Here is a 26,914-nt window from a genome sequence, read left to right as displayed (position 1 = left end):
GCGGCGCACAATTCGGGGCATGGCTGATACCCGCACGGCCCTTCGGATCTGCCCGTTCTGCGAGGCCACCTGCGGCCTGACCCTGACCATCTCGGACGGCCAGGTGACCGCCGCCCGCGGTGATCGCGACGACGTGTTCAGCGCGGGATTCATCTGTCCGAAGGGCGCCAGCTTCGGCGAACTCGACAACGATCCCGACCGGCTGACCCGGCCGCTGATCCGGCGGGACGGCGTGCTGACCGAGGCCACCTGGGACGAGGCGTACGCCGTCGTCACCGAGCGCCTCGGCGCCGTGATCGGCGAGCATGGTGGCACCTCGGTCGGGGTCTACCTCGGCAACCCGAATGCGCACACCATCGCAGGCAGCCTGTACGCGCCGCTGATCATCCGCGGTCTGGGCACCCGGCAGGTGTTCAGCGCCAGCACGCTGGATCAGATGCCCAAGCACGTCGCGCTGGGGCTGATGTTCGGCAGCCCGGTCGCGTTCACCGTGCCCGACCTGGATCGCACCGACTATCTGGTGATCATCGGCGCGAACCCGATGGTGTCCAACGGCAGCCTGGCCACCGCCGCCGATTTCCCGGGCAAGCTGCGCGCGTTGCGCAAGCGCGGCGGCAAGCTCGTCGTCATCGACCCCGCCCGTACCCAGACCGCCAAACTCGCCGACCGGCACCTCGCGCCGCGGCCCGGCACCGACGCGGCACTGCTGTTCGCGATCGTGCACGTGCTGTTCGACGAGGACCTCGTCTATCTGGGCGAGCTCGGCGAGCACGTCGCCGGCCTCGAGGAGCTCCGCGGACTGGCCGACGAATTCTCACCCGAGGCCGTCGAGCAGGCCTGCGGCGTCGGCGCCGCCGAGATCCGGGAACTGGCCCGCGAACTCGCGGCAGCCCCGACGGCGGCCGTCTACGGCCGGATCGGTACCTCCACGGTCGAGTTCGGCACCATCGGCAGCTGGCTCGTCGACGTGATCAACATCCTCACCGGCAATTTCGACCGTCCCGGCGGAGCCATGTTCGCGCTCGGTGCGACGGCCCCCGCGCCGCGCCCGCCGAAACCGGGACGCGGCTTCAAGACCGGACGGTGGGCCAGCCGCGTCTCGGGCTACCCCGAGGCGCTCTCCGAACTGCCTGCGGCCGCGCTCGCCGAGGAGATCGACACCGCGGGCGAGGGCCAGATCAAGGCGATGATCACCATCGCGGGGAACCCGGTGCTGTCCGCACCGGACGGTGACCGCCTCGACAAGGCGCTGGAGCGCGTCGATTTCATGCTGAGCGTCGACCCCTACCTGAACGAGACCACCCGTCACGCCGACGTCATCCTTCCGCCGCCCCCGCCGTCCCGCAGTGCGCACTTCGATGTCGCGCTGAACAATCTCGCGGTCCGCAACAACGTGCGGTACTCGTCGCCGGCGCTGCCGCTGGACGGTCGGCCCGACGAGCCCGAGATCCTGTCCCGGCTGGCCCTGATTCTCTACGGCATCGGTGCCGCCGGGGACCCGGCGCTGGTGGACGCGCAGGTGATCGCGACGACGCTGGCGAAGGAGACCGCCGATCCGAATTCGCCGGTGGCGGGGCGTGACGTCGACGAGCTCACCGCGATGCTGTACCCGGGTCCCGGATATGAACGACGCCTCGACATGATGCTGCGGCTCGGACCCTACGGCGACGCGTTCGGCGCCGAGCCCGACGGGCTGACCATGGAGCGGCTGAAGGCCAACCCGCACGGGATCGACCTCGGGCCGCTGCGGTCGCGGATCCCCGAGATTCTCCGAACCCCAAGTGGACGAATCGAACTCGCGCCCGAGCCGATCGTCGCCGACGTGGCGCGGCTGCGCGACGCGCTGGGCCGCACGGCCGGCGGGTTCTTGCTGATCGGCCGGCGCCACCTGCGGTCCAACAACAGCTGGATGCACAACGTCCCGGCGCTGTCGGGCGGCTCCAACCGGTGCACGCTGCAGATCCATCCCGACGATGCAGCCGATCTGGGGCTCACCGACATCGCGGTGATCAAGGGCCCGGGCGGTGAACTGCTCGCCCCGATCGAAGTCGATGACGGCATGCGGCGTGGCGTGGTCTCGCTACCCCACGGCTGGGGTCACGACCGCGGCGGTACCGGTCAGCAACTCGCCGCCAGCCACCCCGGGGCGAATGTCAACCAGCTCAACGACGGAACGCATCTGGATCCGTTGTCGGGCACCGCGGTGCTCAACGGAATCCCCGTCGACATCGCGCCCGCGGGCTGAGCCCCACTTCCGCCGAAACGGCATTCCGGCAGGCGTTTACTCGCACTTTCTCTGCTGGAATACCGTTTCGGCGGAAGGGTCAGGTCAGCTCCCAGACCACCGTCACCGAGAAGTCCACGGTCTGCTGACCGGGTTCCAGCGGGACGGCCTGCATCGCCGCGCGCGGCATCGGGGTGGGCGTGGGCGGCGTCGAGCCACCGGACTGCTCGGATATCGAGATCACCTTGCCCAGGCGAAGTCCCGACAACCCGGCGTACTGGTCGGCGCGGTTCTTGGCGTCATCGAAAGCCCGGGCGCGGGCGTCGCGCACCAGATCCGAATCGTCCTCGATCGAGTAGTCGACCGAGTTGATGCGGGTGGCGTCGCCTCCGGTGCTCGCGATCAGCGCCAGGGTCTGCGACGCCTTGGCGGTGTCGCGGATCTTGACCTTGATCGCATTGCTGGCCCGGTAGCCCGTGATCGTGTTGTCGGTGAACTGCGGTTGCACGCTGACCTGCGTGGTGCTGATGTCCTTGCGGTCTACACCCGATCCGACGAGCGCATCGATCACGGCCTGCTGGCGCTGGCTGGACTGGTTGAGCGCGCCCGAGACGTCGGGGGCGGTGAACTCCATCGCCACATCGGCGGTCAGGGTGTCGGGCACGCCCTGGACGTGCCCGGATCCGACGACGGTCACCTGCCGAGCGCCGTCCGGCGCGCCTCCGGCGGGGCCTGACGTCGTGTCGCACGCGCTTGCGCTGACGGCGACCAATCCCGCCGCGGCAACACCGAGGACCCGCAACTTCGCATTTCCGGCGATCGGCATGTCCGAACCCTACCGGGACATCAGAGCGTCTCCAGGAACTCCAGCAGCGCTGTGTTGACCTCGTCGGGCCGTTCCTGCTGCAGCCAGTGCCCGGCGCCGTCGATCAGCACCTCGCGGTAATCGCCGGTGGCCACGTGGTGCACCCGGTCGCGCGGGGTGAACCCGAGCACCGGGTCGGCGGTGCCGGCCAGGAACAGCACCGGCACCGTGATGGTCGGCGCGGGGGTGTTCTCGGTGAGTTCCCAGTTGCGGTCGAAGTTGCGGTACCAGTTCAGCGGCCCGGTGAAGCCGGTCTCACTGAACGCCGCCACGTAATGCTCGAATTCGTCGGCGCTGATCCAGTCCGGCAGCGGCGGCACCGGTTGCCCGGTCAGCTGCTCCGGCGGAGCGCTGACTCCTTCCATCGTGACCATGCGTCGCATCGACTCGCGGACATCGGCGCCCAGCGCGGCGTCGGCCACACCCGGTTCCTGGAAGTAGAGGATGTAGAAGAAGTTGTCGCCGACGATGCGGCGCCAGATCTGCGTCGGCGGCCCGGACGCCCGTGGAACCGGGGGCACACTCAGCGCCGCCACCGCGCTCACGCGATCGGGGAAGAACAACGGAAAGTTGGTGGCGACGGGGGAGCCCCAGTCGTGGCCGATGAGGATCGCGCGTTCGGCGCCGACGTCATCGAGCAACCCGGCGATGTCGGCGGTCAGCTCGACGATGTTGTAGGCATCGATCCCGTCGGGCCGCGACGAGCCGCCATATCCGCGCTGGTCAGGGGCGATAACGTGGTAGCCGGCCGCCGCCAGCACGGGGATCTGGTGACGCCACGAATAGGCCAGCTCGGGAAATCCGTGGGTCAGCACCACCACCGGATTTCCGGGTTCTCCCGCCTCCAGCACCTTCAACGTCACGCCATTGGTTCGGACGAACCGTTCGGTCGGTATGGGCACGGTCACAGCCAAGCACAGGACCGGTGGCATGGTAAGCCTGCCTATCAAAAACTATCGAAATAGAAACGGACGTTTACCGTACGATAGTTTCATGTTCCGCGTCTGCCTCCGGGTGATCGCCGTCTGCTGCCTCGTCGCGGCAGCTCTCGGCGGTGTGGTGCTGTATCAGAACGACTTCGACATCACTGAAGTTCGGGTGGAGATACCCGGCTCGGCGCAGTCGCTCGATGCGATCCTGGCCCTGCCGACCCGTGGCGAAAAGCCGTACGGTCTTGTGGTTTTCGTGCACGGCGACGGGCCGGCTGACGCATCCCGCGACTCGTTCTACCGGCCGCTGTGGGAGTCGTTCGCCCGGGCCGGTTATGCCTCGGTTTCCTGGAACAAGCCCGGTGTACAAGGGGCGCAGGGTAATTGGCTGCATCAGAGCATGCATGACCGTGCCGTCGAGACGGAGTCTGTGCTGACCTGGGCCCGCGGCCGCGGCGACATCGATCCGCGTCGCATCGGGCTGTGGGGCATCAGCCAGGCCGGCTGGGTGCTGCCCGAGGTGGCCGTGAACCACCCCGAGTTGCAATTCATGATCCTGGTCGGCCCGGCGATCAACTGGCTGCGCCAAGGCGAATACAACCTGCTGGCCGAACTGCGGGCGCAGGGAGCCGGAGACGCCGAGATCGCCGCAGCGCTGCATCGGCGGGCCGAATCGGTGCGACTGCTGCGCGCCGACGCCGACTACGGCCGGTATGTCGCGAGCGGGATCGACGACCCGCCGATGTCCGCCGACCGGTGGGGATTCGTGCGGACCAACTACACGTCCGACGTGACGCCGCAGCTGGCCAAGATCAAGATCCCGGTCCTGCTGATGCTGGGAGCCGAGGACCGGAATGTCGACGTGGCCGAAACCGAGCGGGTCTACCGCGCGCAGGTGCCGCCGAACCTGCTGACCGTCCAGACGTTTCCGGATGCCTCGCACAGCATCGCCAAGGCCCCGCTGGACCACCACCAAGGCGTTCGGTCGTTCCTGGTGGCGGTGTTCGCGCCGCGATCGCTCTACGCACTCGGCTACCTCGACGCCCTCCGGCGATTCGTCGAAACCCAACCCGAAAGGACCACGCCATGAGAGTTCTAGCCCTGGGCGGCGCCGGAGCGATGGGCGCCGTCGCGGTACGGACCGCTGCGCACGGCGTCGGCGTCGAGCACATCGTCGTCGCCGACCGTGATCTCGCGGCGGCCGAGGGCCTCGCCCGCGAGTTGGCCGATGCATCCGTTCACGTCAGCGCTCGCCGGGTCGATGTCACCGACGCCACCGGACTGCTCGATGCGCTCGGCGAAGCCGACCTGGTGCTCAACACCGTCGGCCCGTATTACCGATTCGGGCTGACGGTGTTGCGGGCCGCGATCGAGACAGGCACGCACTATGTCGACATCTGCGATGACTGGGAACCCACCGTGCAGATGCTGGAACTGGACGCACCGGCCCGTGCCGCGGGAGTGACGGCCGTCATCGGCATGGGCGCGAGCCCGGGCGTGAGCAATCTGCTCGCAGCGGCGGCGGCCTCTCTGCTGGACTCGGTGCGCGATGTCTACACCGCATGGCCGGTCGACGTGACGGCCGGCGGTGAGGAAGCCGGCCGCGAACAGCTCATCGGCCCGGACGGGTCGCCGACGGCAGCAGCCGTGCACTGGATGCAGCAGTGCAGCGGCACCATCACCGGGGTTCGGTCGGGCGCATTGACCCAACAGCGGCCACTGCGGCCCGTGAGCCTCAAAGTTCCCGGGGGACGCCGCGGCACTGCCTACACGGTCGGGCATCCCGAACCCGTCACGCTGCAACGCACCCTCAAACCCACCGGAGAATCGGCCAACCTCATGGTCATCAGCCCGTCGGCGCTCGCCTATCTCGACGTGCTGCGCCGGGGCATCGACGGTGGCCGACTCACCAACGAGGCCGCGGCCCGACGTATTGCCGAACCCGATCTCCCCGGCATCATCCGATCGTTGCCGCGTGCCCTGACCATGAAGGGCCCGGGCACACTGCCACCCTTCTTCGCCGTCGCGTTCGGTGATCGGTCCGGCCGCGACTCGGCCGTGCTGGCCCACCTCAATCCAGCGGCCGGCATCGATGTGCTGTTGACGGACATGGCCCGCGCCACCGGAATTCCGTTGGCGCTCGGCATGTCCCAGATCGTCGACGGCACCGCTCGCCGGGCCGGCGTGCACCCGCCCGACGCGGTGATCGACAGCGACCGGTTCTTCGCCGACCTCGATCGCGAACTCGGGCGTACCGGTTCACCACCGCTGATCGTGGTGGACCATGAGTACCGATGAGCCCTGACGTATCAGCTGAAACCGACCACGCTGTGCCGACCCGCACACTGGTCGAGAGCATGCTCCGTGCGGACGCCACGGTCGACGCGGGCGAGCTCTACGACGTCGCGAACACTCTCGGCATGAGCGACCAGCAGGTGAGGTTGTGCATCAAACGTCTGGTCGCCGAGGGACAGTTCGTCCAGGACGGCCGCGGGCGCAAGGCGGTGTTGCGGGCGACGCCGGAGGTGCGCAGCACCATCGAGCCGGACCTGGAATTCGTCCGCTACATGTACGCCCAGGACCGTGGGCAGGCCGATTGGGACGGCCGCTGGCATGTGGTGGCCTTCGCCATCGGTGAATCGGCGCGATCGGCCCGCGACTCGATGCGCGACGCCGTCGTCCGGCTTGGCGGTGCTCCCGTCCAGGGCGGCCTGTATGTCTCACCCAACGAATGGGAGCCGTACGTGCAGGCCGCGGCCGACCGTTTCGGCGTTGCCGATCGCGTCACCACCCTCACCACGACCGACCTCACGGTCGGCGGTGTCGCCGAGGCCCGGGCGCTCGCCGAAGTCCTGTGGCCGCTCGATCGCATCGCCGACGGTCATCGTCGCCTGCTGGCGACGGCGCAACGAGCGGCGCGGGAGTTGCAGGGCGCCGCCCGGGCGACCCGGCTCAGCATCGCGATCGAGCTGGCAGCGGAGTTCACCCGGGCGGTGGAGCCGGATCCGCTGCTGCCGCCCCAACTGTTGCCGCAGCCGTGGATCGGTACCGCTGCCCGGGCCGCGGTCGCGGATTGCTGGTCGGAGCTGCTGCAAGGCGATCAGCCGGAGCCCCTGAAACTCTTCCGCTGGTACGGCGATGTCATCGCGGAGGTGGCGGGCATCGCCGGTGAGTAAGGGCACTTCAGGTGCGCGTAGTAACGACGGATACCGTCGGGAACTGCCAGACGTTGGTCTAGCGGTAGCCTTGAATGTCTCAACTGCGCACGTTGGAAGGACCGGGCCGAACTCGGCCGAGTGATCGATGAACCGCAAAAATGTGATCCGTACGCTGACCGTGATCGCGGTCGTGCTGTTGCTGGGCTGGTCGTTTTTCTATTTCAGCGACGACACCCGAGGCTACAAACCCGTCGACACCTCGGTGGCGGTGGCGCAGATCAACGCCGACAACGTCAACAACGCCCAGATCGACGACCGCGAACAGCAGCTGCGTCTCGATCTGAAGAGCGGTAAAGAAGAGACCGAGAACTCCGACAAGGTCATCACCAAATACCCGACCGGTTACGCGGTGAAGCTCGTCGACCAGCTCGACGCCAAGCACGTCAAGTTCGGCACCACGGTGAACCAGGGCAGCTTCCTCGGCTCGATGTTGATCTACATGCTGCCGCTGCTGTTGCTCGTCGGCCTGTTCGTGATGTTCTCCCGCATGCAGGGCGGCGGCCGGATGGGCTTCGGCTTCGGCAAGTCGAAGGCCAAGCAGCTGGGCAAGGACATGCCCAAGACCACGTTCGCCGACGTGGCCGGTGTCGACGAGGCGGTCGAAGAGCTCTACGAGATCAAGGACTTCCTGCAGAACCCCAGCCGGTACCAGGCGCTGGGCGCCAAGATCCCCCGCGGCGTGCTGCTCTACGGCCCGCCCGGAACCGGTAAGACCCTGCTGGCCCGCGCAGTGGCCGGCGAGGCCGGGGTGCCGTTCTTCACGATCTCCGGTTCGGACTTCGTCGAGATGTTCGTCGGTGTCGGCGCCTCCCGCGTGCGCGACATGTTCGAGCAGGCCAAGGCCAACAGCCCGTGCATCATCTTCGTCGACGAGATCGACGCTGTCGGCCGCCAGCGCGGCGCAGGCATGGGCGGCGGCCACGACGAGCGCGAGCAGACGCTCAACCAGCTGCTCGTCGAGATGGACGGCTTCGGCGACCGCCAGGGCGTCATCCTGATCGCGGCCACCAACCGGCCCGACATCCTCGACCCGGCGCTGCTGCGCCCGGGCCGGTTCGACCGCCAGATCCCGGTGTCCAACCCCGACCTGGCCGGCCGTCGCGCGGTGCTCAAGGTGCACTCCGCGGGCAAGCCGATCGCCCCCGACGCCGACCTGGACGGGCTGGCCAAGCGCACCGTCGGCATGTCCGGCGCCGATCTGGCCAACGTCATCAACGAGGCCGCGTTGCTCACCGCGCGCGAGAACGGCACAGTCATCACCGGTGCGGCACTGGAAGAGGCCGTGGACCGGGTGGTGGGTGGTCCGCGCCGCAAGGGCCGCATCATCAGCGAGCAGGAAAAGAAGATCACCGCCTACCACGAGGGCGGGCACACCCTGGCCGCGTGGGCGATGCCGGACATCGAGCCGATCTACAAGGTCACCATCCTGGCCCGCGGTCGCACCGGCGGTCACGCCGTCGCGGTGCCCGAGGACGACAAGGGTCTGATGACCCGCTCGGAGATGATCGCCCGGCTGGTGTTCGCGATGGGCGGCCGCGCTGCCGAGGAGCTGGTCTTCCGCGAGCCCACCACGGGTGCGGTGTCCGACATCGAGCAAGCCACCAAGATCGCCCGTGCCATGGTCACCGAGTACGGCATGAGCTCCAAGCTTGGTGCGGTGCGCTACGGCACCGAACACGGCGACCCGTTCCTGGGCCGCACCATGGGCACCCAGGCCGACTTCGGCCACGAGGTGGCCCGCGACATCGACGACGAGGTGCGCAAGCTGATCGAGGCCGCGCACACCGAGGCGTGGGAGATCCTCACCGAATACCGTGATGTGCTGGACACTTTGGCCGGTGAGCTGCTGGAGAAGGAGACGCTGCACCGGGCCGAGCTGGAGGCCATCTTCGGTGACGTGAAGAAGCGTCCGCGGCTGACCATGTTCGACGACTTCGGTGGCCGGGTGCCGTCGGACAAGCCGCCGATCAAGACGCCGGGCGAGATCGCGATCGAGCGTGGCGAGCCGTGGCCGCCGCCGGTGCCCGAGCCCGCGTTCAAGGCCGCCATCGCCGCCGCCAGCCGGGAGGCCGCCGAGCGGGCCAAGGAGACCAACGGTGCCGGCACCAACGGCGCACCGCCGAACGGCACGAACCAGAACGGTTCGACCCAGCCCGACTACGGTGCACCGGCCGGCTGGCACGCCCCGGGCTGGCCGCCGGCCCCGTCGCAGCCGGGATATCAGCCGCCCCAGCAACAGCAGGGTTACTGGTACCCGCCGCCGCACCCGTCGGGATGGCAGCAGCCCCAGCCGTACCCGTACCAGCCGTATCCTCATCCCGGCCAGCCGAATCCGAACGAGGAGGCGGGCCAGGACCGTGCCCCTGAGCGGACCGACCGTTCCGACCGGTCCAACCCACCGGCCCACGGCTGACCGGACGAACGGAGGCTTCATGTCGCAGACGCTGCGCGAGCATCACAACAACACCGATACGACCACGCGGGTGTTCGACCAGCCGCGGGCCGAGGCGGCAGTGCGTGAGCTGCTGATCGCCATCGGTGAAGACCCTGATCGTCAGGGTCTGCTCGACACCCCGGCTCGCGTGGCACGTGCGTACAAGGAGCTGATGGCCGGTCTGTACACCGACCCGGACGCGGTGCTCAACACCACCTTTGACGAGGAGCACGACGAGCTCGTACTGGTCAAGGAGATCCCGCTGTACTCCACCTGCGAGCACCACCTGGTGTCGTTCCACGGGGTGGCCCACGTCGGGTACATCCCCGGGGTCGACGGCCGGGTGACCGGGCTGTCGAAGATCGCCCGCCTGGTGGACCTGTACTCGAAGCGCCCGCAGGTGCAGGAACGGCTGACCGCCCAGATCGCCGACGCGCTGATGCGCAAGCTCGATCCGCGCGGCGCCATCGTGGTGATCGAGGCCGAGCACCTCTGCATGGCCATGCGCGGTGTCCGGAAGCCCGGCGCGGTCACCACCACCTCGGCCGTCCGCGGACAGTTCAAGACCGACAAGGCATCCCGGGCCGAGGCGCTGGAACTTATCCTGCGGAAGTGAAGCCCACCCATTTGCAGGTCATGGGAGTTGTGAACGTCACCGACGATTCCTTCTCCGATGGCGGCAAGTTCATCGACCGCGACCGCGCTGTCGAACATGGGCTGGCGCTTGCCGCCGCGGGGGCCGCGATCATCGATGTGGGCGGCGAATCGACGCGTCCCGGGGCGGTGCGGGTCGACCCCGCGGTGGAGGCAGCGCGCGTCGCTCCCGTGATCGAAGCGCTTGCCTCCCAAGGGATCACGGTCAGCATCGACACCATGCACGCCGACGTGGCGCAGGTGGCCCTGGAGAGCGGCGCGCAAATCGTCAACGACGTGTCCGGTGGCCTGGCCGACCCGAACATGGCGCCCCTGCTCGCCGAGGCGCAGGTGCCGTGGATCCTCATGCACTGGCGTTCGGTCAGCGCCGAGCACCCCCATCACGCGCCGGGTTACGGCGACGTGGTGGCCGAGGTGCGGGCCGAACTGCTCGGCGCGGTCGACGCCGCTGTCGCCGCGGGTGTCGACGCGCAGCGGTTGATCATCGACCCGGGCCTGGGATTCGCCAAGACCGCCCAGGACAATTGGGCGCTGCTGCACGCGCTGCCGGAGTTCATCGGCACCGGGATCCCAGTGCTGGTGGGTGCGTCCCGCAAGCGATTCCTGGGGGCGTTGCTGGCGGGCGCGGACGGGACACCGCGGCCGCCGGACGGCCGTGAGACGGCGACCGCCGCGATCTCGATGCTGGCCGCCCAGCACGGGGCCTGGGGTGTTCGGGTGCACGATGTGGTGGCCTCCGTCGACGCACTCGCGGTACTGGAAGCCTGGGAATCTGGAGGTCGGGTTGGCTGATCGAATTGAGTTGCGCGGCTTGCGAGTTCGAGGCAATCACGGCGTCTTCGACCATGAGCGCCGCGACGGCCAGGAGTTTGTCGTCGACATCACGGCCTGGGTGGACCTGCGCCGGGCGGCGGCCACCGACGATCTGGCCGACACGCTCGATTACGGCGCGCTGGCCCATCTCGCGGCCGACATCGTCGCGGGCCCGCCGCGCAATCTGATCGAGACGGTCTCGGCCGAGATCGCCGACGCCATCATGGCCGACGAGCGCCTCCACGCCGTCGAGGTCGTCGTCCACAAACCCAGCGCACCCATTCCGCTGACGTTCGACGATGTCGCGGTGGTCGCCCGGCGTTCCAGAAGAGGAAACAGTCAGTGACGACCACAGTTCTCTCGATCGGGTCGAACCTCGGCGACCGGCTGGCCCGGTTGCAGTCCGTGGTCGACGGCCTCGGGACCGCGGTGCGCGCGGTGTCGCCGGTGTTCGAGACCGATGCCTGGGGCGGCGTCGAGCAGGGCCCGTTCCTCAACGCGGTGCTGATCGCCGACGATCCCGACCTCGATGCCCACGGCTGGCTGCGCCGCGGCCAGCAACTCGAGCAGGCGGCGGAGCGGGTCCGGGAGCAGAAGTGGGGCCCGCGCACCCTCGACGTCGACCTGGTCACCTGCCACGACGGTGACATCGAGGTGACGTCTCGCGATGAGGATCTGACGCTGCCGCACCCACTCGCTCACCTGCGCGCCTTCGTGCTGATCCCGTGGCTGGCCGTGGATCCCGACGCCACGCTGACGGTGGTCGGCCGGTCCCGCCGGGTGGCGCACCTGCTGGAGGAGATCGACCCGGCCGAACGGGCCGGGGTCAGGCCCACCGATCTGGCGCTGGATCTCGGCTCGGAACCGGTGGCGCGCTGATGGGCCCGACCCGCAAACGTGACCTGGCCGGCGCGGTCGCCGTGGTCGCGATCGTCGGCTACGTGCTGGTCGGGGTGCTCTACCGGTGGTTCCCGCCGCTCACGATCTGGACCGGGCTCTCCCTGCTGGCGGTCGCGCTGATCGAGGCGGGTTGGGCGTTCTACGTGCGGGCCAAGATCAACGACGGACAGATCGGGGTCGGCGCTGGCCGGTTACACCCGCTGACCGTGGCTCGGTCGGTGGTGATCGCCAAGGCTTCGGCCTGGGTCGGCGCCATCGTGGCGGGCTGGTGGATCGGGGTGCTGGTGTATCTGCTGCCCCGGCGCGGTGAACTGCGGGTAGCGGGGGAGGACACCCCTGGTGCGGCGGTCGCGGCGATCAGTGCCATGGCCCTCGTCGTGGCCGCGGTGTGGCTGCAACACTGCTGCAAGTCGCCCGAGGAACCGCCGGACAACGGCGATGCCGCGACCGAGTGAACGATTTCCTCCAGGCCGGTGGCCGAATCGCCGCGGCGGTCACCAGGCTGGATGGCCTGTGACGGGTACAGTCGGCGCATGACCGTTCTGCCCCGCGGTGGTCGGCCACGGCGCGGCGGCCGAAGGCCAGGCTGGCTGCTCCTGACGGTATTGCTGGTGCTCGCCATTCTGGCCAGTTCCGCATTGGTGTTCACCGATCGTGTCGAGTTGCTGAAGCTCGCCGTCATCCTGGCCCTGTGGGCCGCCGTCGTGGCGGCCTTCGTCTCCGTCATCTACCGGCGCCAGAGTGACCTGGACCAGGCCAAGGCCCGGGATCTGAAGTTCGTCTACGACCTGCAGCTGGATCGGGAGATCTCGGCGCGGCGGGAATACGAGCTGACCGTCGAAACCCAGCTCCGCCGCGAGCTGGCCTCGGAGCTGCGCGCCCAGGCCGCCGACGAGGTCGCCGCGCTGCGTTCTGAGCTGGCCGCCCTGCGGGCGAATCTGGAGATCCTGTTCGACACCGACCTGGTGCACCGGCCGGCCATCGAGACCGACAAGAGCGCCCCGCGTACGGCAGGCCGGGTCACCGCCAGCCGGCTGGACGTGCCGCCGGTCGAGGTCACCGACATCCGGTCGTCGCGGACCGAGGAAAGCCCGATCATCGACGTCCCGGCCGAGCCGCATCCGCCGGAGAACGACTGGGCCACGGCGGGCGGTGCCCATCGCCTGCCGTCGCGGCCGGTTCCCGCCGGCGAGCAGCCCCGGCGTCGCCGGCGCCAGCAGGATGCCGCACGGCAGCAGGAGGCCCCGCGCCAGCCCGAGCCCAGGCCCCAGCCGCGTCCCGAACCGCAACCGGCACCCCGTCCGGAACCGCAACCCGTGTCGCGTCCGGAACCGCAACCGGCGCCCCGTCCGGAACCGGAACCGCAACCCGCGCCTCGGCCTGAGCAACCCGCCGCGAGCAGGCAGCCCGAACCACCGTCCACCTGGGCGCCGCCCCCGCCGCCGCCGGCCATGCCACCGATGCAGCCCTCACCCACCATCGATGCCACGGAGCCCGAGCCGCCGAGCCCGCCGCCGGCCGCCGAACCGGCGGCCACGGGTTGGCAACCGGCACCCGCCGAGGGCCAGTGGATTCCCGCGGGCGCACCGGGCAGCAACTGGGCCGCGCCGGTGACGCCGCAGAACGGCGCTTCCACCGAATACGTCGGCAGGCGCCGGGCCCCCGAAACACCCGCGGCACCGACCGCGGCACCCAAGGCCGAACCGGCCCCTGAACCGGCACCCACGCCGGCTCCCGCGATGTCGGCCGGCCAGGCCCCTGAGCCTCCCCGCGGTCGGCACTCCGCCGCAGCGGAGGCCGCCGATCCTGGCCGTCCTGAAGCGGCCCAACCGTCCCCGGCCCTGGCCACCGAGTCCTCGCAGCCACCCGAGCCGCCCCGGCGGCGGGCGTCCCGGCACCGCAGCGACGCGGAGCCCGAGCCACCGAACGGGAGCCACGCCGACGGGCAGTCGGTGAACGAGCTGCTCGCACGGTTTCAGTCCGCCCCTGCTGAAGGCGGGCGTCGCAGGCGCCGCGAGGAGTGAGCTAGTCTCGTGACGACCGTCCGGTACCCGCAACGCGGGACTGGAACGACTGAAACCTATTCAACCTGTGAGGTCTCCTGCGATGGAGCAACCCCCTGCAAACGGGTGGTCCCTGCCTGAGGGGCTGCGCCCGGCCCGGCTCAGCGTCGGCATCGTCTCGGCGGGCCGAGTGGGAACGGCGCTGGGCTATGCCCTGGAACGGGTCGAACACGTGGTGGTGGCGTGCAGCGCGATCTCCGAGGCCTCGCGGCTGCGGGCACAGCGCCGGCTGCCCGACACCGCGATCCTTCCTGTCCCCGAGGTAGCGCAGCGGGCCGAGCTGCTGCTGCTGACGGTCCCGGACTCCGAGTTGCCGTCGCTGGTGTCCGGTCTGGCCGCCACCGGGGTGGTGCGCCCCGGCACGATCGTGGTGCACACGTCCGGGGCCAACGGCGTCGCGGTGCTGGCCCCGTTGACCGAGCTCGGCTGCATTCCACTGGCCATTCATCCCGCGATGACATTCACCGGCTCCGACGAGGACATCGCACGGCTGCCCGATTCGTGCTTCGGCATCACCGCGGCCGACGAGGTGGGCTACGCGATCGGACAGTCGCTAGTGCTGGAGATCGGCGGCGAGCCGTTCCGGGTGCCCGAGTATGCGCGGACGCAGTATCACGCGGCGCTGGCGCACGCCAGCAACCACCTGGTCACCCTCGTACTCGACGCCGTCGACACGTTGCGGGCGTCCCTGCGCGGCCAGGAGCTGCTCGGTCAGGAACTCGTCGGCGATGCACCCGGTGGTCTGCCCGAGCGGGTGGTGGGTCCGCTGGCCCGCGCCGCGCTGGAGAACGCGCTGCAACGCGGCCAGGCCGCATTGACCGGCCCCGTCGCCCGCGGTGACGCCGCGGCGGTAGCCGCGCACCTCAATGCTCTGCAGACATTGGATCCTCAACTGGCCCAGGCATATCGGGCCGATTCGCTGCGTACCGCCCAACGCGCCCACGCGCCGGCGGACGTGGTCGCAGTCTTGGAAGCAGGCCCCGAAACCAGCCCGGAAACGAGTCAATGATGACCCAGAGCAATCCTCCGAAGTTCGTCGCCGGTGAGCTGAACGTCTACTCGGCGCCCGCCGACGTCGCGGCTGTCACCCGGGCGCTGCGGGCCAGCGGGCGGCGGGTCACGCTGGTGCCGACGATGGGTGCGCTGCACGAGGGGCATCTGACGCTGATCCGCGCCGCGAAGCGGGTTCCGGGCGCGATCGTGGTGGTGTCGATCTTCGTCAACCCGCTGCAGTTCGGTGCGGGGGAGGACCTCGACGCCTACCCGCGCACCCTCGACGAGGACCTGGCCGCGCTGCAGGCCGAAGGCGTTGAGATCGCCTTCACCCCAACCGGCTCGGACATGTATCCCAATGGCCCCCGCACCAGCGTGCAACCCGGTCCGGGCGGTGGGGAGCTCGAAGGGGCCTCGCGTCCCGGCCATTTCGCGGGCGTGCTGACGGTCGTGCTCAAGCTGCTCCAGATCGTCCGGCCCGACCGGGCCTTCTTCGGCGAGAAGGACTATCAGCAGCTGGCGCTGATCCGGCAGATGGCCACCGACCTGAACCTCGACACCCAGATCGTCGGGGTTCCGATCGTGCGGGAATCGGACGGGCTGGCGATGTCCTCGCGCAACCGGTACCTCGACGCCGACGAGCGGGAACAGGCCGGAGCCTTGTCGGCAGCCCTGCTGGCAGGCAAGTACGCCGCCGCGGGCGGCGCCGCAGCAGCGGTCGAGGCCGCCCGGGCCGTACTCGACGAGGTCCCGGCGATCGAGGTGGACTACCTGGAAGTACGCGACCCGCTGCTGGGTCCCGCGCCAAGCGAAGGCCAGGCGCGGTTGCTGGTGGCCGCCCGGCTGGGCCGAACCAGACTGCTGGACAACATCTCTGTAGACATCGGAGCGTCCGCCGGAATCGACGGACACCCCCGCGTCGGCGACGGCGACAATCACGAATTGCCCTGGAGGAACTGATGCAGCGCACCATGCTGAAATCCAAGATTCACCGCGCCACGGTGACGCAGGCCGACCTGCACTACGTCGGCTCGGTGACCATCGACGCCGACCTGATGGAGGCCGCCGATCTGCTCGAGGGCGAACAGGTCACGATCGTCGACATCGACAACGGTGCCCGGCTGGTCACCTATGCCATCACCGGCGAGCGCGGCACCGGGGTGATCGGGATCAACGGCGCCGCAGCACATCTCATCCACCCGGGCGATCTGGTCATCCTGATCGCCTACGGGGTGATGGAAGATGCGGAGGCCCGCGAGTACCGGCCGCGAATCGTGTTCGTGGATGCCGACAACAAGCAGATCGACCTCGGTGAGCACGCCCACGACCCGGCGTACGTCCCCGCGGACGCGTCCGAACTGATGTCGCCGCGCTGATGCTGCTCGCGATCGACGTCCGCAACACCCACACCATCGTCGGGTTGATCTCCGGTTCGGGGGATCACGCGAAAGTGGTGCAGCAGTGGCGGATCCGGACCGAATCCGAGGTGACCGCCGACGAGTTGGCGCTCACCATCGACGGCCTGATCGGTGATGATTCCGAGCGCCTGACCGGGGCCGCTGGGCTGTCCACCGTTCCCTCGGTGCTACATGAGGTGCGGCTGATGCTCGAGCAGTACTGGCCGTCGGTGCCGCATGTGCTGATCGAGCCCGGTGTGCGTACCGGTATCCCGTTACTGGTCGACAACCCCAAGGAAGTCGGCGCCGACCGGATCGTGAATTGCCTTGCCGCCTATCACAAATACGGCACCGCGGCGATCATCGTCGACTTCGGTTCGTCGATTTGCGTCGACGTGGTGTCAGCCAAGGGCGAGTTCCTCGGCGGCGCGATCGCACCCGGCGTCCAGGTCTCCTCCGACGCGGCGGCCGCCCGCTCGGCCGCGCTGCGCCGGGTCGAGCTGACCCGTCCCCGTTCGGTGATCGGCAAGAACACCGTGGAATGCATGCAGGCCGGTGCGGTGTTCGGGTTCGCCGGGCTGGTCGACGGGCTGGTCCACCGGATCCGCGAGGACGTCGACGGGTTCTCCGGCAGCGACGTCGCGGTGGTGGCCACCGGTTACACCGCTCCCTTGGTGCTGCCTGACCTGCGAACCGTCGAGCACTACGACCGCCATCTCACCCTCGACGGACTGCGCCTGGTGTTCGAGCGCAACCGCGACAGCCAGCGCGGACGGCTCAAACCGGCCAGGTGACCGGTGTGAGGTTGTGCACACCCGGTCAGCACACCGACCCCAACGGGACGCGGATATGCCCTTGAGGCGCCGGTCCATTGGCTCGTGGTCGACCGTCGGCCGCATTCTCGGCGTGCAATTGTCCGCCGCCGGGTTCATTTAAGCTGGCATTTTGTGAGCCCAGCCGATCGCGACGACGCGTCCCAGTCCCAGGCCGACCTTCCCGAGCAGTTCCGGATTCGTCAGGCCAAGCGGGAGCGGCTGCTGGCAGAGGGCCGCGAGCCCTACCCGGTGACCGTTCCGCGCACGCACACCTTGGCCGAACTGCGGGCCGCCTATCCGGAGCTGGCCGCCGACACCCAGACCGGGCAGATCGTCGGCGTCTCGGGCCGCGTGGTATTCGCCCGGAATTCCGGCAAGTTGTGCTTCGCGACGCTGCAGGAAGGTGACGGCACCCAGCTGCAGGCGATGATCAGCCTGGCCCAGGTGGGGCAGGAGTCGCTTGACGCGTGGAAGGCCGACGTCGATCTGGGCGACATCGTGTTCGTCCACGGCGAGGTGATCAGCTCCAAGCGTGGTGAGCTGTCGGTGCTGGCCGATTCCTGGCAGATGGCGGCCAAGGCTTTGCGACCACTTCCGGTTGCTCACAAAGAAATGAGCGAAGAAACTCGGGTGCGTCAGCGCTATGTCGATCTCATCGTCCGGCCGGAGGCGCGCACCATCGCACGTCAACGGGTCGCGGTAGTGCGGGCGGTGCGGTCGGCACTGGAACGGCGTGGCTTTCTCGAGGTCGAGACCCCGATGCTGCAGACGCTGGCCGGCGGGGCGGCGGCTCGGCCGTTCATCACCCATTCCAATGCGCTCGATGTCGATCTGTACCTTCGGATTGCGCCGGAACTGTTCCTCAAACGCTGCATCGTCGGCGGATTTGACCGGGTTTTCGAGTTGAATCGAAACTTTCGTAACGAAGGTGTCGATTCCACGCACTCGCCGGAATTCTCGATGTTGGAGACATATCAGGCCTACGGCGACTACAACGATTCTGCGCGGGTCACGCGCGAACTTATTCAAGAGGTCGCGGACGAGGCGATCGGCACGCGTCAGGTGCCATTGCCCGATGGCACTGTCTACGATCTCGACGGCCAATGGGACACATTGGAAATGTATCCCTCGCTGTCGGAAGCGTTGGGTGAGGAGATCACGCCCGAGACATCAGTCGACTACTTGTGGCGTATTGCCGAGGGCCTCGAGCTCGAGATTCCGCGTGACCGCGGTTACGGACACGGGAAATTGGTCGAGGAACTCTGGGAACACACCGTGGGGGAGAAGCTGTGGGCGCCCACGTTCGTCCGTGACTTCCCCGTCGAGACGTCTCCGCTGACCCGGGCCCACCGCAGCATCCCCGGGGTGACCGAGAAATGGGATCTCTACGTGCGGCGTTTCGAGCTCGCCACCGGATATTCCGAACTCGTCGACCCGGTAATCCAGCGGGAACGATTCGAAGCCCAGGCCCGTGCCGCGGCTGCCGGCGATGACGAGGCAATGGTTCTCGATGACGATTTTCTTGCCGCATTGGAGTATGCGATGCCGCCCACAACGGGCACCGGAATGGGTATCGATCGCTTGTTGATGGCGTTGACCGGCTTGTCTATTCGGGAGACGGTTTTGTTCCCGATTGTTCGCCGTCACAGTAACTGAGCCCGCGCAACCGATCCGTCTTGATCGTCGGGTCGTTGGAAATGTGTGCGTTTTTGTGGCACATTAGGGCGCAGGTGCAGGATACTCAGGCGTAGTCACCAATGCGTATGCGGAAGGGTTCGGTGCGGGGTAATGGCGAAAAAAGTGACCGTCACGTTGGTCGACGATTTCGACGGTGAGGCCACCGCCGATGAGACGGTCGAATTCGGCCTCGACGGCGTTACCTACGAGATCGACCTTTCGTCCAAGAATGCCGCCAAGCTCCGTAACGATCTGAAGCAGTGGGTCGAGGCCGGGCGCCGGGTCGGCGGCCGCCGCCGCGGACGCGCAGCCGGACCGGCCCGTGGCCGCGGAGCCATCGATCGTGAGCAGAGTGCCGCCATCCGCGAATGGGCCCGCCGCAACGGGCACAACGTGTCCACCCGTGGCCGTATCCCCGCCGACGTCATCGACGCCTTCCACGCCGCAACCTAAAACGACCGCAACTTAACCAACAGTTGCCAGCTCCGGACCGGTGAGAATTCCCGGTCCGGAGTTTTTCGCTAGTGGCGAACCCGAAAGGCCCGGATTTCGGAAACGATTCGCCGACCGGCGACGTTGCTCATCTGCAGTACCAGATGTGGACAGCTCCTACTGGGTGCCTGCCCTCCGGAACGGACCGCCAACCTCCGCACCCGGGACGGCCGCCCATTAGAGTGGACGGTAGGTACTACGTGCGGGCTACGAGAAAACCGATAGAACGCAGCCGTACGCGGGTATCGCTAGCGATGGAGAGCAGGTAACCACCGATGTTTGAGAGATTTACCGACCGTGCCCGCAGGGTCGTCGTCTTGGCGCAAGAAGAAGCCCGGATGCTCAACCACAACTACATCGGGACCGAGCACATCCTGTTGGGTCTTATTCACGAGGGCGAGGGCGTAGCCGCCAAGTCGCTGGAGTCGTTGGGCATCTCGCTGGAAGGCGTTCGCAGCCAGGTCGAGGAGATCATCGGCCAGGGCCAGCAGGCCCCGTCCGGGCACATCCCGTTCACGCCGCGCGCCAAGAAGGTGCTTGAGCTGTCCCTGCGCGAGGCGCTGCAGCTCGGCCACAACTACATCGGCACCGAGCACATTCTGCTCGGTCTGATTCGTGAGGGCGAGGGCGTCGCGGCCCAGGTGCTGGTCAAGCTCGGCGCCGAGCTGACCCGCGTGCGCCAGCAGGTCATCCAGCTGCTCAGCGGCTACCAGGGCAAGGAGGCCGCCGAGGCCGGCACCGGTGGTCGTGGTGGCGAGTCGGGCAACCCGTCGACCTCGCTGGTCCTCGACCAGTTCGGCCGTAACCTGACCGCCGCCGCCATGGAGGGCAAGCTCGATCCGGTCATCGGCCGTGAGAAGGAAATCGAGCGGGTCATGCAGGTGCTGAGCCGCCGCACCAAGAACAACCCGGTGCTGATCGGTGAGCCCGGCGTCGGTAAGACGGCCGTCGTCGAGGGCCTGGCCCAGGCCATCGTGCACGGCGAGGTTCCCGAGACGCTGAAGGACAAGCAGCTCTACACCCTGGACCTGGGTTCGCTGGTGGCAGGCAGCCGTTACCGCGGTGACTTCGAAGAGCGGCTGAAGAAGGTGCTCAAGGAGATCAACACCCGCGGCGACATCATCCTGTTCATCGACGAGCTGCACACGCTCGTCGGTGCGGGTGCCGCCGAGGGCGCCATCGACGCCGCCAGCATCCTGAAGCCGAAGCTGGCTCGTGGCGAGCTGCAGACGATCGGTGCGACCACCCTCGACGAGTACCGCAAGTACATCGAGAAGGACGCCGCCCTCGAGCGCCGGTTCCAGCCGGTCCAGGTGGGTGAGCCGACCGTCGAGCACACGATCGAGATCCTCAAGGGTCTGCGTGACCGCTACGAGGCGCACCACCGTGTCTCGATCACCGACGGCGCGCTGGTGGCCGCGGCCACCCTGGCCGACCGCTACATCAACGACCGGTTCCTGCCGGACAAGGCGATCGACCTGATCGACGAGGCCGGCGCCCGGATGCGCATCCGCCGGATGACCGCTCCGCCAGACCTGCGCGAGTTCGACGAGAAGATCGCCGACGCGCGCCGGGAGAAGGAGTCTGCGATCGACGCGCAGGACTTCGAGAAGGCGGCGAGCCTGCGCGACCGCGAGAAGCAGCTGGTCGCCCAGCGCGGCGAGCGTGAGAAGCAGTGGCGCTCAGGCGATCTCGACGTCGTCGCCGAGGTCGATGACGAGCAGATCGCCGAGGTGCTCGGCAACTGGACCGGTATCCCGGTGTTCAAGCTGACCGAGGCCGAGACCACGCGCCTGCTGCGCATGGAGGAGGAGCTGCACAAGCGGATCATCGGCCAGGAGGACGCCGTCAAGGCCGTCTCCAAGGCGATCCGCCGCACCCGTGCCGGTTTGAAGGACCCGAAGCGCCCGTCCGGTTCGTTCATCTTCGCCGGCCCGTCCGGTGTCGGTAAGACCGAGCTGTCCAAGGCGCTGGCCAACTTCCTGTTCGGCGACGACGATGCGCTGATCCAGATCGACATGGGCGAGTTCCACGATCGCTTCACCGCGTCGCGGCTGTTCGGTGCCCCTCCGGGGTACGTCGGCTACGAAGAGGGCGGCCAGCTCACCGAGAAGGTGCGCCGCAAGCCGTTCTCGGTCGTGCTGTTCGACGAGATCGAGAAGGCCCACCAGGAGATCTACAACAGCCTGTTGCAGGTCCTGGAAGACGGACGCCTCACCGACGGTCAGGGCCGCACGGTCGACTTCAAGAACACCGTGTTGATCTTCACCTCCAACCTGGGCACCTCCGACATCAGCAAGGCGGTCGGACTGGGCTTCAGCCAGGGCGGCGGGGAGAACAACTACGAGCGGATGAAGCAGAAGGTCAACGACGAGCTCAAGAAGCACTTCCGGCCTGAGTTCCTCAACCGCATCGATGACATCATCGTGTTCCACCAGCTGACGCAGGACGAGATCATCCAGATGGTCGACCTGATGATCGGCCGGGTCGGCAACCAGCTCAAGGCCAAGGACATGGCGATGGAGCTGACCGACAAGGCCAAGGCCCTGCTGGCCAAGCGCGGCTTCGATCCGGTGCTCGGTGCCCGCCCGTTGCGGCGCACCATCCAGCGCGAGATCGAGGATCAGCTGTCCGAGAAGATCCTCTTCGAGGAGCTGGGCCCCGGCCAGCTGGTGACGGTCGACGTCGAGGGCTGGGACGGCGAAGGTGCCGGCGAGGACGCGAAGTTCACGTTCTCGGGCGCGCCCAAGGCGGCCGGCTCCGATGGTCCGGACCTGGCCAAGGCCGGAGCGACCGCGGAATAAGTTCACAAGAGATCAGGCCCCCGGAAATCCGGGGGCCTGATTTTTTGTGGTGGTCAGCTGCCCAGGGCCGGGCCCACGGTCGTGTTCCAGGACTCCTGCATCTCCGACTCGAACAGGCCCCACGTGTGCGAGCCCTGCGGCCGGACCACGTAGGTGATCGGCACCCCGGCGGCGGAGGCCGCGTCGGCGAACACCTTGGTGCTGTCGGCGACGATGCGCTCGATCAACCCGCCGGTGAGGTTGGGGCCGAAGCCCGCAGGTAGCCGGTCGACGTCACCCACGTCGCCCGAGGCGGATGCCGCGGCGTAGACGGCCGTACCCCGCAGCTTTCCGACATTCTTCGACGGATCGTGGGCGACCCACAGCGGTCCGCCGGCCGGTCCCCACATGTTGTCGGCGCTCACGCCGCCGCCCATCAGCGTCAGCGAGACCTGCTGGGCGTTGTCGGCAGGGTTGAGCAGCCCGCTGTAGGACGCGACGGCCCGGAACAGTCCGGGCGCCTGAACGGCGTAGTCGACGGCGGTGCCGCCGGTGCTCGAAAGTCCGCCGACTGCGTTGCGGCCGTTGGCGTTGTACTGCGAGTTGATCAGCGGCGGCAGTTCCTGGGTCATGTAGGTCTGGTACTGCCGGCTGCCGTCGTTGACCCAGTTGGTCCACCAACTGAACTGGCCGCCGAGCGGGGAGACGACGTTGACGTTTTTGTTGGCGAAGAAACCTTGGATGTCGGTCATGCCGAACCAGCTCTTGGCGCCGGGCGCGAAATTGCCGCCGGGGTCGAGGTTGTCGCCGCCGTCGATGCCCGGCAGCAAGTAGAAGGTGGGCGCTCCCGAACGCGGAGCCTTCAACACGTCGTTGACGATCACCTGGTTCATGGCCGGCGAGAACACCGACACCTTGTCCCAGCGATCGTTGACGTGCTCGATGCCGGTGATGTGGGCACCGCCCGGGATGGGCGCTGCTTCGGCCACGGGGACGGACACAAACGGCAGCACTGCGATAACGGCGGCGGCGAAGACGCGCGCACTGCGTAGGAGTTGGGTCACCGCGTGATTATGTGGCACCGATTCGCCGAAACACCGCGTTTGAAAAACGCGTCACCTGCGGTTATTTGCGTTTTCACGCAGTGGGCGCGGTTGCGGTATACGGCGATCTCCTGCGCCGTGGTTAGGATGCTGTTGTAATCGACAGGCAAACGGAACCTGGTGAGAGTCCAGGACGGCCGCGCCACTGTTAACAGTCAGACCCGACCTGTCACGACACGGACTGGGACGCGAATTCCCGGAAAGGACCTCTCGATGGCTTCCACTGACGTACGCAAGGGCCAGGCCCGGCCGATCGACCTCTCGGCAACCAAGGCGGTGCTCTGGCTGACCCTGACCGCGTTCGTCGCGCTGTTGGCCCTTTACTTCGTCGGGATGGACCAGGGCGCAACCTCTGTGCTGGGCAACAACACCTACGTGCACGAGTTCGTGCACGACGCCCGCCACCTGCTCGGTTTCCCCTGCCACTGACGCAGCGGAGATTCGGCGACAAAATGGAAAAGCAGATCATCGGGCGCGGCATTCTGGCCGGCGCCCTAGCTGGCGTGCTCGCCTTCCTGTGGGCGAAGCTGCTGATCGAACCGATCATCGGTCGGGCGATCGACTTCGAGAACGGTGTCGGCGCGGCGCATGAAGCCGCGGAACATTCGCACGGCGGAGGCGGGCATTCGCACGGCGGCGCCGAGAGTGCCGAGGTGTTCACCCGCGGCGTGCAATCCAACATCGGCATGGGCCTCGGCGTCCTGATCTTCAGTGTGGCGATGGGCGCGCTGCTGGCCGTCGTGTTCTGCGCGCTGTACGGCAGGGCCAACCTGTCCGCGCGGGCGTTGGCCGCGCTGACCGCGGGCGGCATGCTCGTCTCACTGTGGATCGTCCCGGCGCTCAAGTACCCGCCGAACCCGCCGGCGGTCAGCCTCGAGGAGACCATCCAGCAGCGGACCCTGCTGTACCTGTTGTTGGTCGTGCTCTCTGCCGGGTTGTTCGTGGGATCGGTGCTGCTGGCGCGCCGGCTGACGCCGAAGCTGGGAGCATGGAACGCCACCCTGGTCGGCGCCGCGGACTACGTGGTGTCGATGGCCGTGGTTTTTCTGATCCTGCCGGGCATCCATGAGACCCCGTCGACGTTCCCGGCCGACGACCTCTACCAGTTCCGGTTGTACTCCCTGGGTACCCAGGTGGTGATCTGGGCGACGATCGGTCTGGTGTTCGGGGCCCTGGCATCGAAGGTGCTCGAGGGCAAACGGGAGTCTCTCGCAGCGTGAACTTCGATGAGTGAGGTCGTCCGGCTGACGTTGGTGTCGCACGCCATGACCGATGCCACGGCGGCCGGACGATTTCCCACCGACGAACCGCTGAATGCGTTGGGCCACCGTCAGGCTGACGCTGCCGTTGAACTCGGTGTCATCGACACCGCGTGCTGCGGGCCGGAGAAACGGGCCCGCCAGACCGCGGAACTGCTGGGGCTGTCGGCGGCGGTCGAACCCCGGCTGGCCGACCTGGACTTCGGGAGTTGGCGCGGAGCTGTGCTCGGCGGCGTCCCGCCGGCAGACCTGGCGGTCTGGCTGACCGATCCGGCCCGGGCGCCGCACGGTGGTGAATCCGTGGTCGACCTCGTCAATCGGGTGCACGGCTGGATGGACGGCCTGGCCTCGGAGCGAGGACGGCTGGTCGCCGTCACCCACCCCGCGGTGGTCAGGGCTGCCATCCTGGTGGCCCTGGATGCCCCGCCAAAATCGTTCTGGCGCATCGACATCGCACCGATGAGCCGCACCGTCATGAACTTCCGCGGCCACGCCTGGACGCTGCGGAGCAGCAGCTAGTTTCCGCCGCAGGATCTGTCGACCGGGACGTCCGTTTCTACCCCGAGGTTGTCATTCGGCGACGACCACAGCCTTGAGGCAGAAACCGGCGCAGCGAGGCGCCGAACCAGCAGTTAGCCCACGGGCGCCATGGCGAACGCGCGCTTGGCGATCTGCAGTAACCAGCCCGCGGCGGTGGGGCTGCGGAACTTCGGCCAGTTCAGCTGGAAACTGAACACCCACGGCTGGCCGGTGTAGTCCACTGCGTACCAGCTGAAGGTCAGGTCGCCGGGCAGATTGCCGCCCTTGGCTCCGATGTAGCGCCACTTCGCCGGATCCGGGTCGATGCCCGGCAGCGCCGACAGGATGTCTTTCACCGGCGCGGCGGCACCGTAGGCCGAGGCCTGCAGGGCGGCATGCACCCGGCAGATGTCAGCCGCGCTGGCGAACCACTCCAGGCCGTCGTTGGAGGCCGGGGTGTGGGTCCGGTACGGATCTGGTTCGTAGGGGCGGGAATTCGTCTGCTGCAGCAGTGCCACCCGATCAGCCGGGGAGGCCGTCTTCCACTTGTCGCGGAGATTCGGTTGCCCCCAACCGACCGAGAACACCTCGTGCATGGTCGGGAACGGGGTCATGCTGGCCGGATCGTGATGGCCTGCGGTCACCAGTGCGCGTTCCACCGCCGCCGGGCCCATCCGCCCGATCAGCAGATCGGTGGCCATGTTGTCGCTGGCCGAGATCATCTGCTGGGCGGCGGTCCGCACGGTGATCTGGGCGCCGGGGGGAAGTTTGTCCAGCCCGGCCGAACCGAGCTTCTTGCCTTCCTTGGTGATCGTGAGGTGATCGTCCCAGCTCAGCGTCCCGGCCTTGACCGCATCTGAAACCGCAAGCAGCACATACAGTTTGAAGATCGAGGCCAGCGGCAGCGACATCTCGGTGTTGGTGCCTGCGACCTGCTCGCACTTGCCGTTGTTGACCTTCGACACCCGGTACGAGTACCGCGCACCCGACTTGGTCAGCTCGGCATCGATGTCGGACCACTTGTCGATCTTCGGGGGCACGAGGTTGACCTCGAAACGGTCGACGAGACCGACATCGTTGGTGCGGAGCTCGATGTCCTGGGCGACGTTGTACGACGTCTGCACGTGCAGCGTCGCCTGTGCGGCCCCGATGTCGACCGAGGTGACCTTGAACGGGCGATCCCACCAGATGGAGTCCATCTTGGTGCCCACCAGATCGACCTTCTCGGGTGCGGCGAGGGTCCGCACGCCGATGGGCCCGATCGGCCAGTCGGAGTTGAGCATGTCCATCGTCTGCTTGGCCCGCAGACCAGGCGGGGTGATGGTGTCGATGTGCGCGCCGTAGGACACTTCTGCCGCGGGCGCGACGGACGGCGAACAGCCACAAGCCAGGGCCGCGGCGACCGCTGTGATGGCCGTCAGGCCAACAGTGCGGCGCAGCGTCCGGCCGCGGCTACGCCTGGGCAGCGGGCCCTGCAACGTCCAGCACAACCTCGAACTCCAGCAGCGATGCGCCGGTGGCCACAGGCTTGGCCGCCTGGCCCTTGTGGGCCTCCACGGCCGGGCCCGAAGCCCAGGCCTGGAAGGCCTCTTCGGTTTCCCACTGCGTCACCACGAAGTAGCGGTCTTCGCCCTTGACCGGGCGGAGCAGTTGGAAGCCGAGGAAGCCGGGCTGGCTGTCGACAGCATGTGCACGGTTCGCGAACCGCTTCTCCAGTTCCGGGCCGGCATTGGGCGGGACCTCGATGGCGTTGATCTTCACGACGGGCATGGTGTT

The 26,914-nt window shown here is 67.9% G+C and carries 26 protein-coding genes and 1 riboswitch; of the genes, 21 read left to right on the top strand and 5 right to left on the bottom strand.

What is annotated here, in order from left to right:
- The first annotated feature begins 19 nt into the window (after nt 1-19).
- Nucleotides 20-2,245 (top strand): molybdopterin oxidoreductase family protein, encoded by a 2,226-nt coding sequence (locus G6N57_RS02805; RefSeq protein WP_077738716.1) that lies wholly within the window; start codon nt 20-22, stop codon nt 2,243-2,245.
- Between the two features lie 79 nt (nt 2,246-2,324).
- Here the strand turns inward: G6N57_RS02805 and G6N57_RS02800 are convergent, their stop codons facing one another.
- Nucleotides 2,325-3,050 carry an SIMPL domain-containing protein gene (locus G6N57_RS02800; RefSeq protein ID WP_077738717.1) on the bottom strand — a complete coding sequence of 242 codons (726 nt, stop codon included), beginning with the start codon at nt 3,048-3,050 and terminating at the stop codon, nt 2,325-2,327.
- Nucleotides 3,051-3,070: 20 nt separating this feature from the next.
- The gene (locus tag G6N57_RS02795; protein ID WP_174814452.1) at nt 3,071-3,991 is read right to left on the bottom strand and encodes an alpha/beta fold hydrolase; all 921 of its coding nucleotides are present in this window, start codon (nt 3,989-3,991) and stop codon (nt 3,071-3,073) included.
- Nucleotides 3,992-4,082: 91 nt separating this feature from the next.
- Here G6N57_RS02795 and G6N57_RS02790 point away from each other — a divergent pair, with 91 nt between their 5' ends.
- The 17 genes from G6N57_RS02790 to clpC1 all read left to right on the top strand — a co-directional run bounded on the left by G6N57_RS02790 (nt 4,083) and on the right by clpC1 (nt 22,278).
- Nucleotides 4,083-5,108 (top strand): alpha/beta hydrolase family protein, encoded by a 1,026-nt coding sequence (locus G6N57_RS02790; protein WP_077738718.1) that lies wholly within the window; start codon nt 4,083-4,085, stop codon nt 5,106-5,108.
- The gene (locus tag G6N57_RS02785; protein ID WP_077738719.1) at nt 5,105-6,316 is read left to right on the top strand and encodes a saccharopine dehydrogenase family protein; all 1,212 of its coding nucleotides are present in this window, start codon (nt 5,105-5,107) and stop codon (nt 6,314-6,316) included. The genes G6N57_RS02790 and G6N57_RS02785 overlap by 4 nt, the downstream gene beginning before the upstream one ends.
- Nucleotides 6,313-7,194: a PaaX family transcriptional regulator C-terminal domain-containing protein gene (locus G6N57_RS02780; protein ID WP_077738720.1), complete on the top strand. Its 882-nt coding sequence runs from the start codon at nt 6,313-6,315 to the stop codon at nt 7,192-7,194. Before G6N57_RS02785 ends, G6N57_RS02780 begins: the two co-directional genes overlap by 4 nt.
- 127 nt (nt 7,195-7,321) lie before the next feature.
- Nucleotides 7,322-9,649 carry an ATP-dependent zinc metalloprotease FtsH gene (gene ftsH / locus G6N57_RS02775; RefSeq protein WP_077738721.1) on the top strand — a complete coding sequence of 776 codons (2,328 nt, stop codon included), beginning with the start codon at nt 7,322-7,324 and terminating at the stop codon, nt 9,647-9,649.
- 19 nt (nt 9,650-9,668) lie between these two features.
- Nucleotides 9,669-10,286, top strand: coding sequence for a GTP cyclohydrolase I FolE (gene folE / locus G6N57_RS02770; protein ID WP_077738722.1), 618 nt, complete (start codon nt 9,669-9,671; stop codon nt 10,284-10,286).
- A gap of 20 nt (nt 10,287-10,306) precedes the next feature.
- A complete protein-coding gene (folP, locus tag G6N57_RS02765) occupies nt 10,307-11,116 on the top strand; it encodes a dihydropteroate synthase (RefSeq protein WP_097926136.1) in 810 nt (269 codons plus the stop codon).
- Complete coding sequence (gene folB, locus G6N57_RS02760) at nt 11,109-11,483, top strand: dihydroneopterin aldolase (protein ID WP_077738723.1); 375 nt, start codon at nt 11,109-11,111, stop codon at nt 11,481-11,483. The genes folP and folB overlap by 8 nt, the downstream gene beginning before the upstream one ends.
- A complete protein-coding gene (folK, locus tag G6N57_RS02755; protein WP_077738724.1) occupies nt 11,480-12,016 on the top strand; it encodes a 2-amino-4-hydroxy-6-hydroxymethyldihydropteridine diphosphokinase in 537 nt (178 codons plus the stop codon). The genes folB and folK overlap by 4 nt, the downstream gene beginning before the upstream one ends.
- Nucleotides 12,016-12,492 (top strand): DUF3180 domain-containing protein, encoded by a 477-nt coding sequence (locus G6N57_RS02750; protein WP_077738725.1) that lies wholly within the window; start codon nt 12,016-12,018, stop codon nt 12,490-12,492. Before folK ends, G6N57_RS02750 begins: the two co-directional genes overlap by 1 nt.
- Nucleotides 12,493-12,570: 78 nt before the next feature.
- On the top strand, nt 12,571-14,061 hold the full coding sequence (locus G6N57_RS02745; RefSeq protein ID WP_174814451.1) for a DUF6779 domain-containing protein: 1,491 nt from the start codon (nt 12,571-12,573) through the stop codon (nt 14,059-14,061).
- An 82-nt stretch (nt 14,062-14,143) separates the two neighbouring features.
- Nucleotides 14,144-15,109, top strand: a complete 966-nt coding sequence (locus G6N57_RS02740) for a Rossmann-like and DUF2520 domain-containing protein (protein WP_077738726.1) — start codon at nt 14,144-14,146, stop codon at nt 15,107-15,109.
- Complete coding sequence (panC, locus tag G6N57_RS02735; RefSeq protein WP_077738727.1) at nt 15,109-16,053, top strand: pantoate--beta-alanine ligase; 945 nt, start codon at nt 15,109-15,111, stop codon at nt 16,051-16,053. The genes G6N57_RS02740 and panC overlap by 1 nt, the downstream gene beginning before the upstream one ends.
- On the top strand, nt 16,053-16,469 hold the full coding sequence (gene panD / locus G6N57_RS02730) for an aspartate 1-decarboxylase (protein WP_077738728.1): 417 nt from the start codon (nt 16,053-16,055) through the stop codon (nt 16,467-16,469). The genes panC and panD overlap by 1 nt, the downstream gene beginning before the upstream one ends.
- The gene (locus tag G6N57_RS02725; RefSeq protein WP_077738729.1) at nt 16,469-17,284 is read left to right on the top strand and encodes a type III pantothenate kinase; all 816 of its coding nucleotides are present in this window, start codon (nt 16,469-16,471) and stop codon (nt 17,282-17,284) included. The genes panD and G6N57_RS02725 overlap by 1 nt, the downstream gene beginning before the upstream one ends.
- A 153-nt stretch (nt 17,285-17,437) precedes the next feature.
- On the top strand, nt 17,438-18,961 hold the full coding sequence (gene lysS / locus G6N57_RS02720) for a lysine--tRNA ligase (protein WP_077738730.1): 1,524 nt from the start codon (nt 17,438-17,440) through the stop codon (nt 18,959-18,961).
- Nucleotides 18,962-19,093: 132 nt separating this feature from the next.
- Entirely contained in the window at nt 19,094-19,435 is a 342-nt protein-coding gene (lsr2, locus tag G6N57_RS02715; RefSeq protein WP_003882525.1) for a histone-like nucleoid-structuring protein Lsr2, read from the top strand.
- Nucleotides 19,436-19,749: 314 nt separating this feature from the next.
- Nucleotides 19,750-22,278 (top strand): ATP-dependent protease ATP-binding subunit ClpC, encoded by a 2,529-nt coding sequence (clpC1, locus tag G6N57_RS02710; protein ID WP_065514423.1) that lies wholly within the window; start codon nt 19,750-19,752, stop codon nt 22,276-22,278.
- Between the two features lie 53 nt (nt 22,279-22,331).
- Here clpC1 and G6N57_RS02705 read toward each other — a convergent pair whose 3' ends face one another.
- The gene (locus tag G6N57_RS02705) at nt 22,332-23,321 is read right to left on the bottom strand and encodes an alpha/beta hydrolase (protein WP_077738731.1); all 990 of its coding nucleotides are present in this window, start codon (nt 23,319-23,321) and stop codon (nt 22,332-22,334) included.
- Nucleotides 23,322-23,428: 107 nt separating this feature from the next.
- Nucleotides 23,429-23,584, top strand: a riboswitch (cobalamin riboswitch).
- Here G6N57_RS02705 and G6N57_RS02700 point away from each other — a divergent pair.
- The 3 genes from G6N57_RS02700 to G6N57_RS02690 all read left to right on the top strand — a co-directional run bounded on the left by G6N57_RS02700 (nt 23,574) and on the right by G6N57_RS02690 (nt 25,138).
- Nucleotides 23,574-23,789 carry a CbtB domain-containing protein gene (locus G6N57_RS02700; protein WP_077738732.1) on the top strand — a complete coding sequence of 72 codons (216 nt, stop codon included), beginning with the start codon at nt 23,574-23,576 and terminating at the stop codon, nt 23,787-23,789. Its footprint overlaps the riboswitch before it by 11 nt.
- 23 nt (nt 23,790-23,812) lie before the next feature.
- Nucleotides 23,813-24,580 (top strand): CbtA family protein, encoded by a 768-nt coding sequence (locus G6N57_RS02695; protein WP_077738733.1) that lies wholly within the window; start codon nt 23,813-23,815, stop codon nt 24,578-24,580.
- A gap of 6 nt (nt 24,581-24,586) precedes the next feature.
- Entirely contained in the window at nt 24,587-25,138 is a 552-nt protein-coding gene (locus G6N57_RS02690) for a histidine phosphatase family protein (RefSeq protein WP_077738734.1), read from the top strand.
- Nucleotides 25,139-25,251: 113 nt separating this feature from the next.
- On the opposite strand, the gene G6N57_RS02685 is transcribed toward G6N57_RS02690, so the two are convergent.
- Both G6N57_RS02685 and G6N57_RS02680 read right to left on the bottom strand, forming a co-directional pair.
- Nucleotides 25,252-26,616: a serine hydrolase gene (locus G6N57_RS02685; protein WP_179968385.1), complete on the bottom strand. Its 1,365-nt coding sequence runs from the start codon at nt 26,614-26,616 to the stop codon at nt 25,252-25,254.
- Nucleotides 26,591-26,908 carry an antibiotic biosynthesis monooxygenase family protein gene (locus tag G6N57_RS02680; protein WP_077738735.1) on the bottom strand — a complete coding sequence of 106 codons (318 nt, stop codon included), beginning with the start codon at nt 26,906-26,908 and terminating at the stop codon, nt 26,591-26,593. The genes G6N57_RS02685 and G6N57_RS02680 overlap by 26 nt, the downstream gene beginning before the upstream one ends.
- Between the last annotated feature and the right edge of the window lie 6 nt (nt 26,909-26,914).

It is taken from the genome of Mycolicibacterium boenickei (assembly GCF_010731295.1).
GTDB lineage: Bacteria > Actinomycetota > Actinomycetes > Mycobacteriales > Mycobacteriaceae > Mycobacterium > Mycobacterium boenickei.
This window is presented reverse-complemented; position numbering and strand designations above follow the sequence as displayed.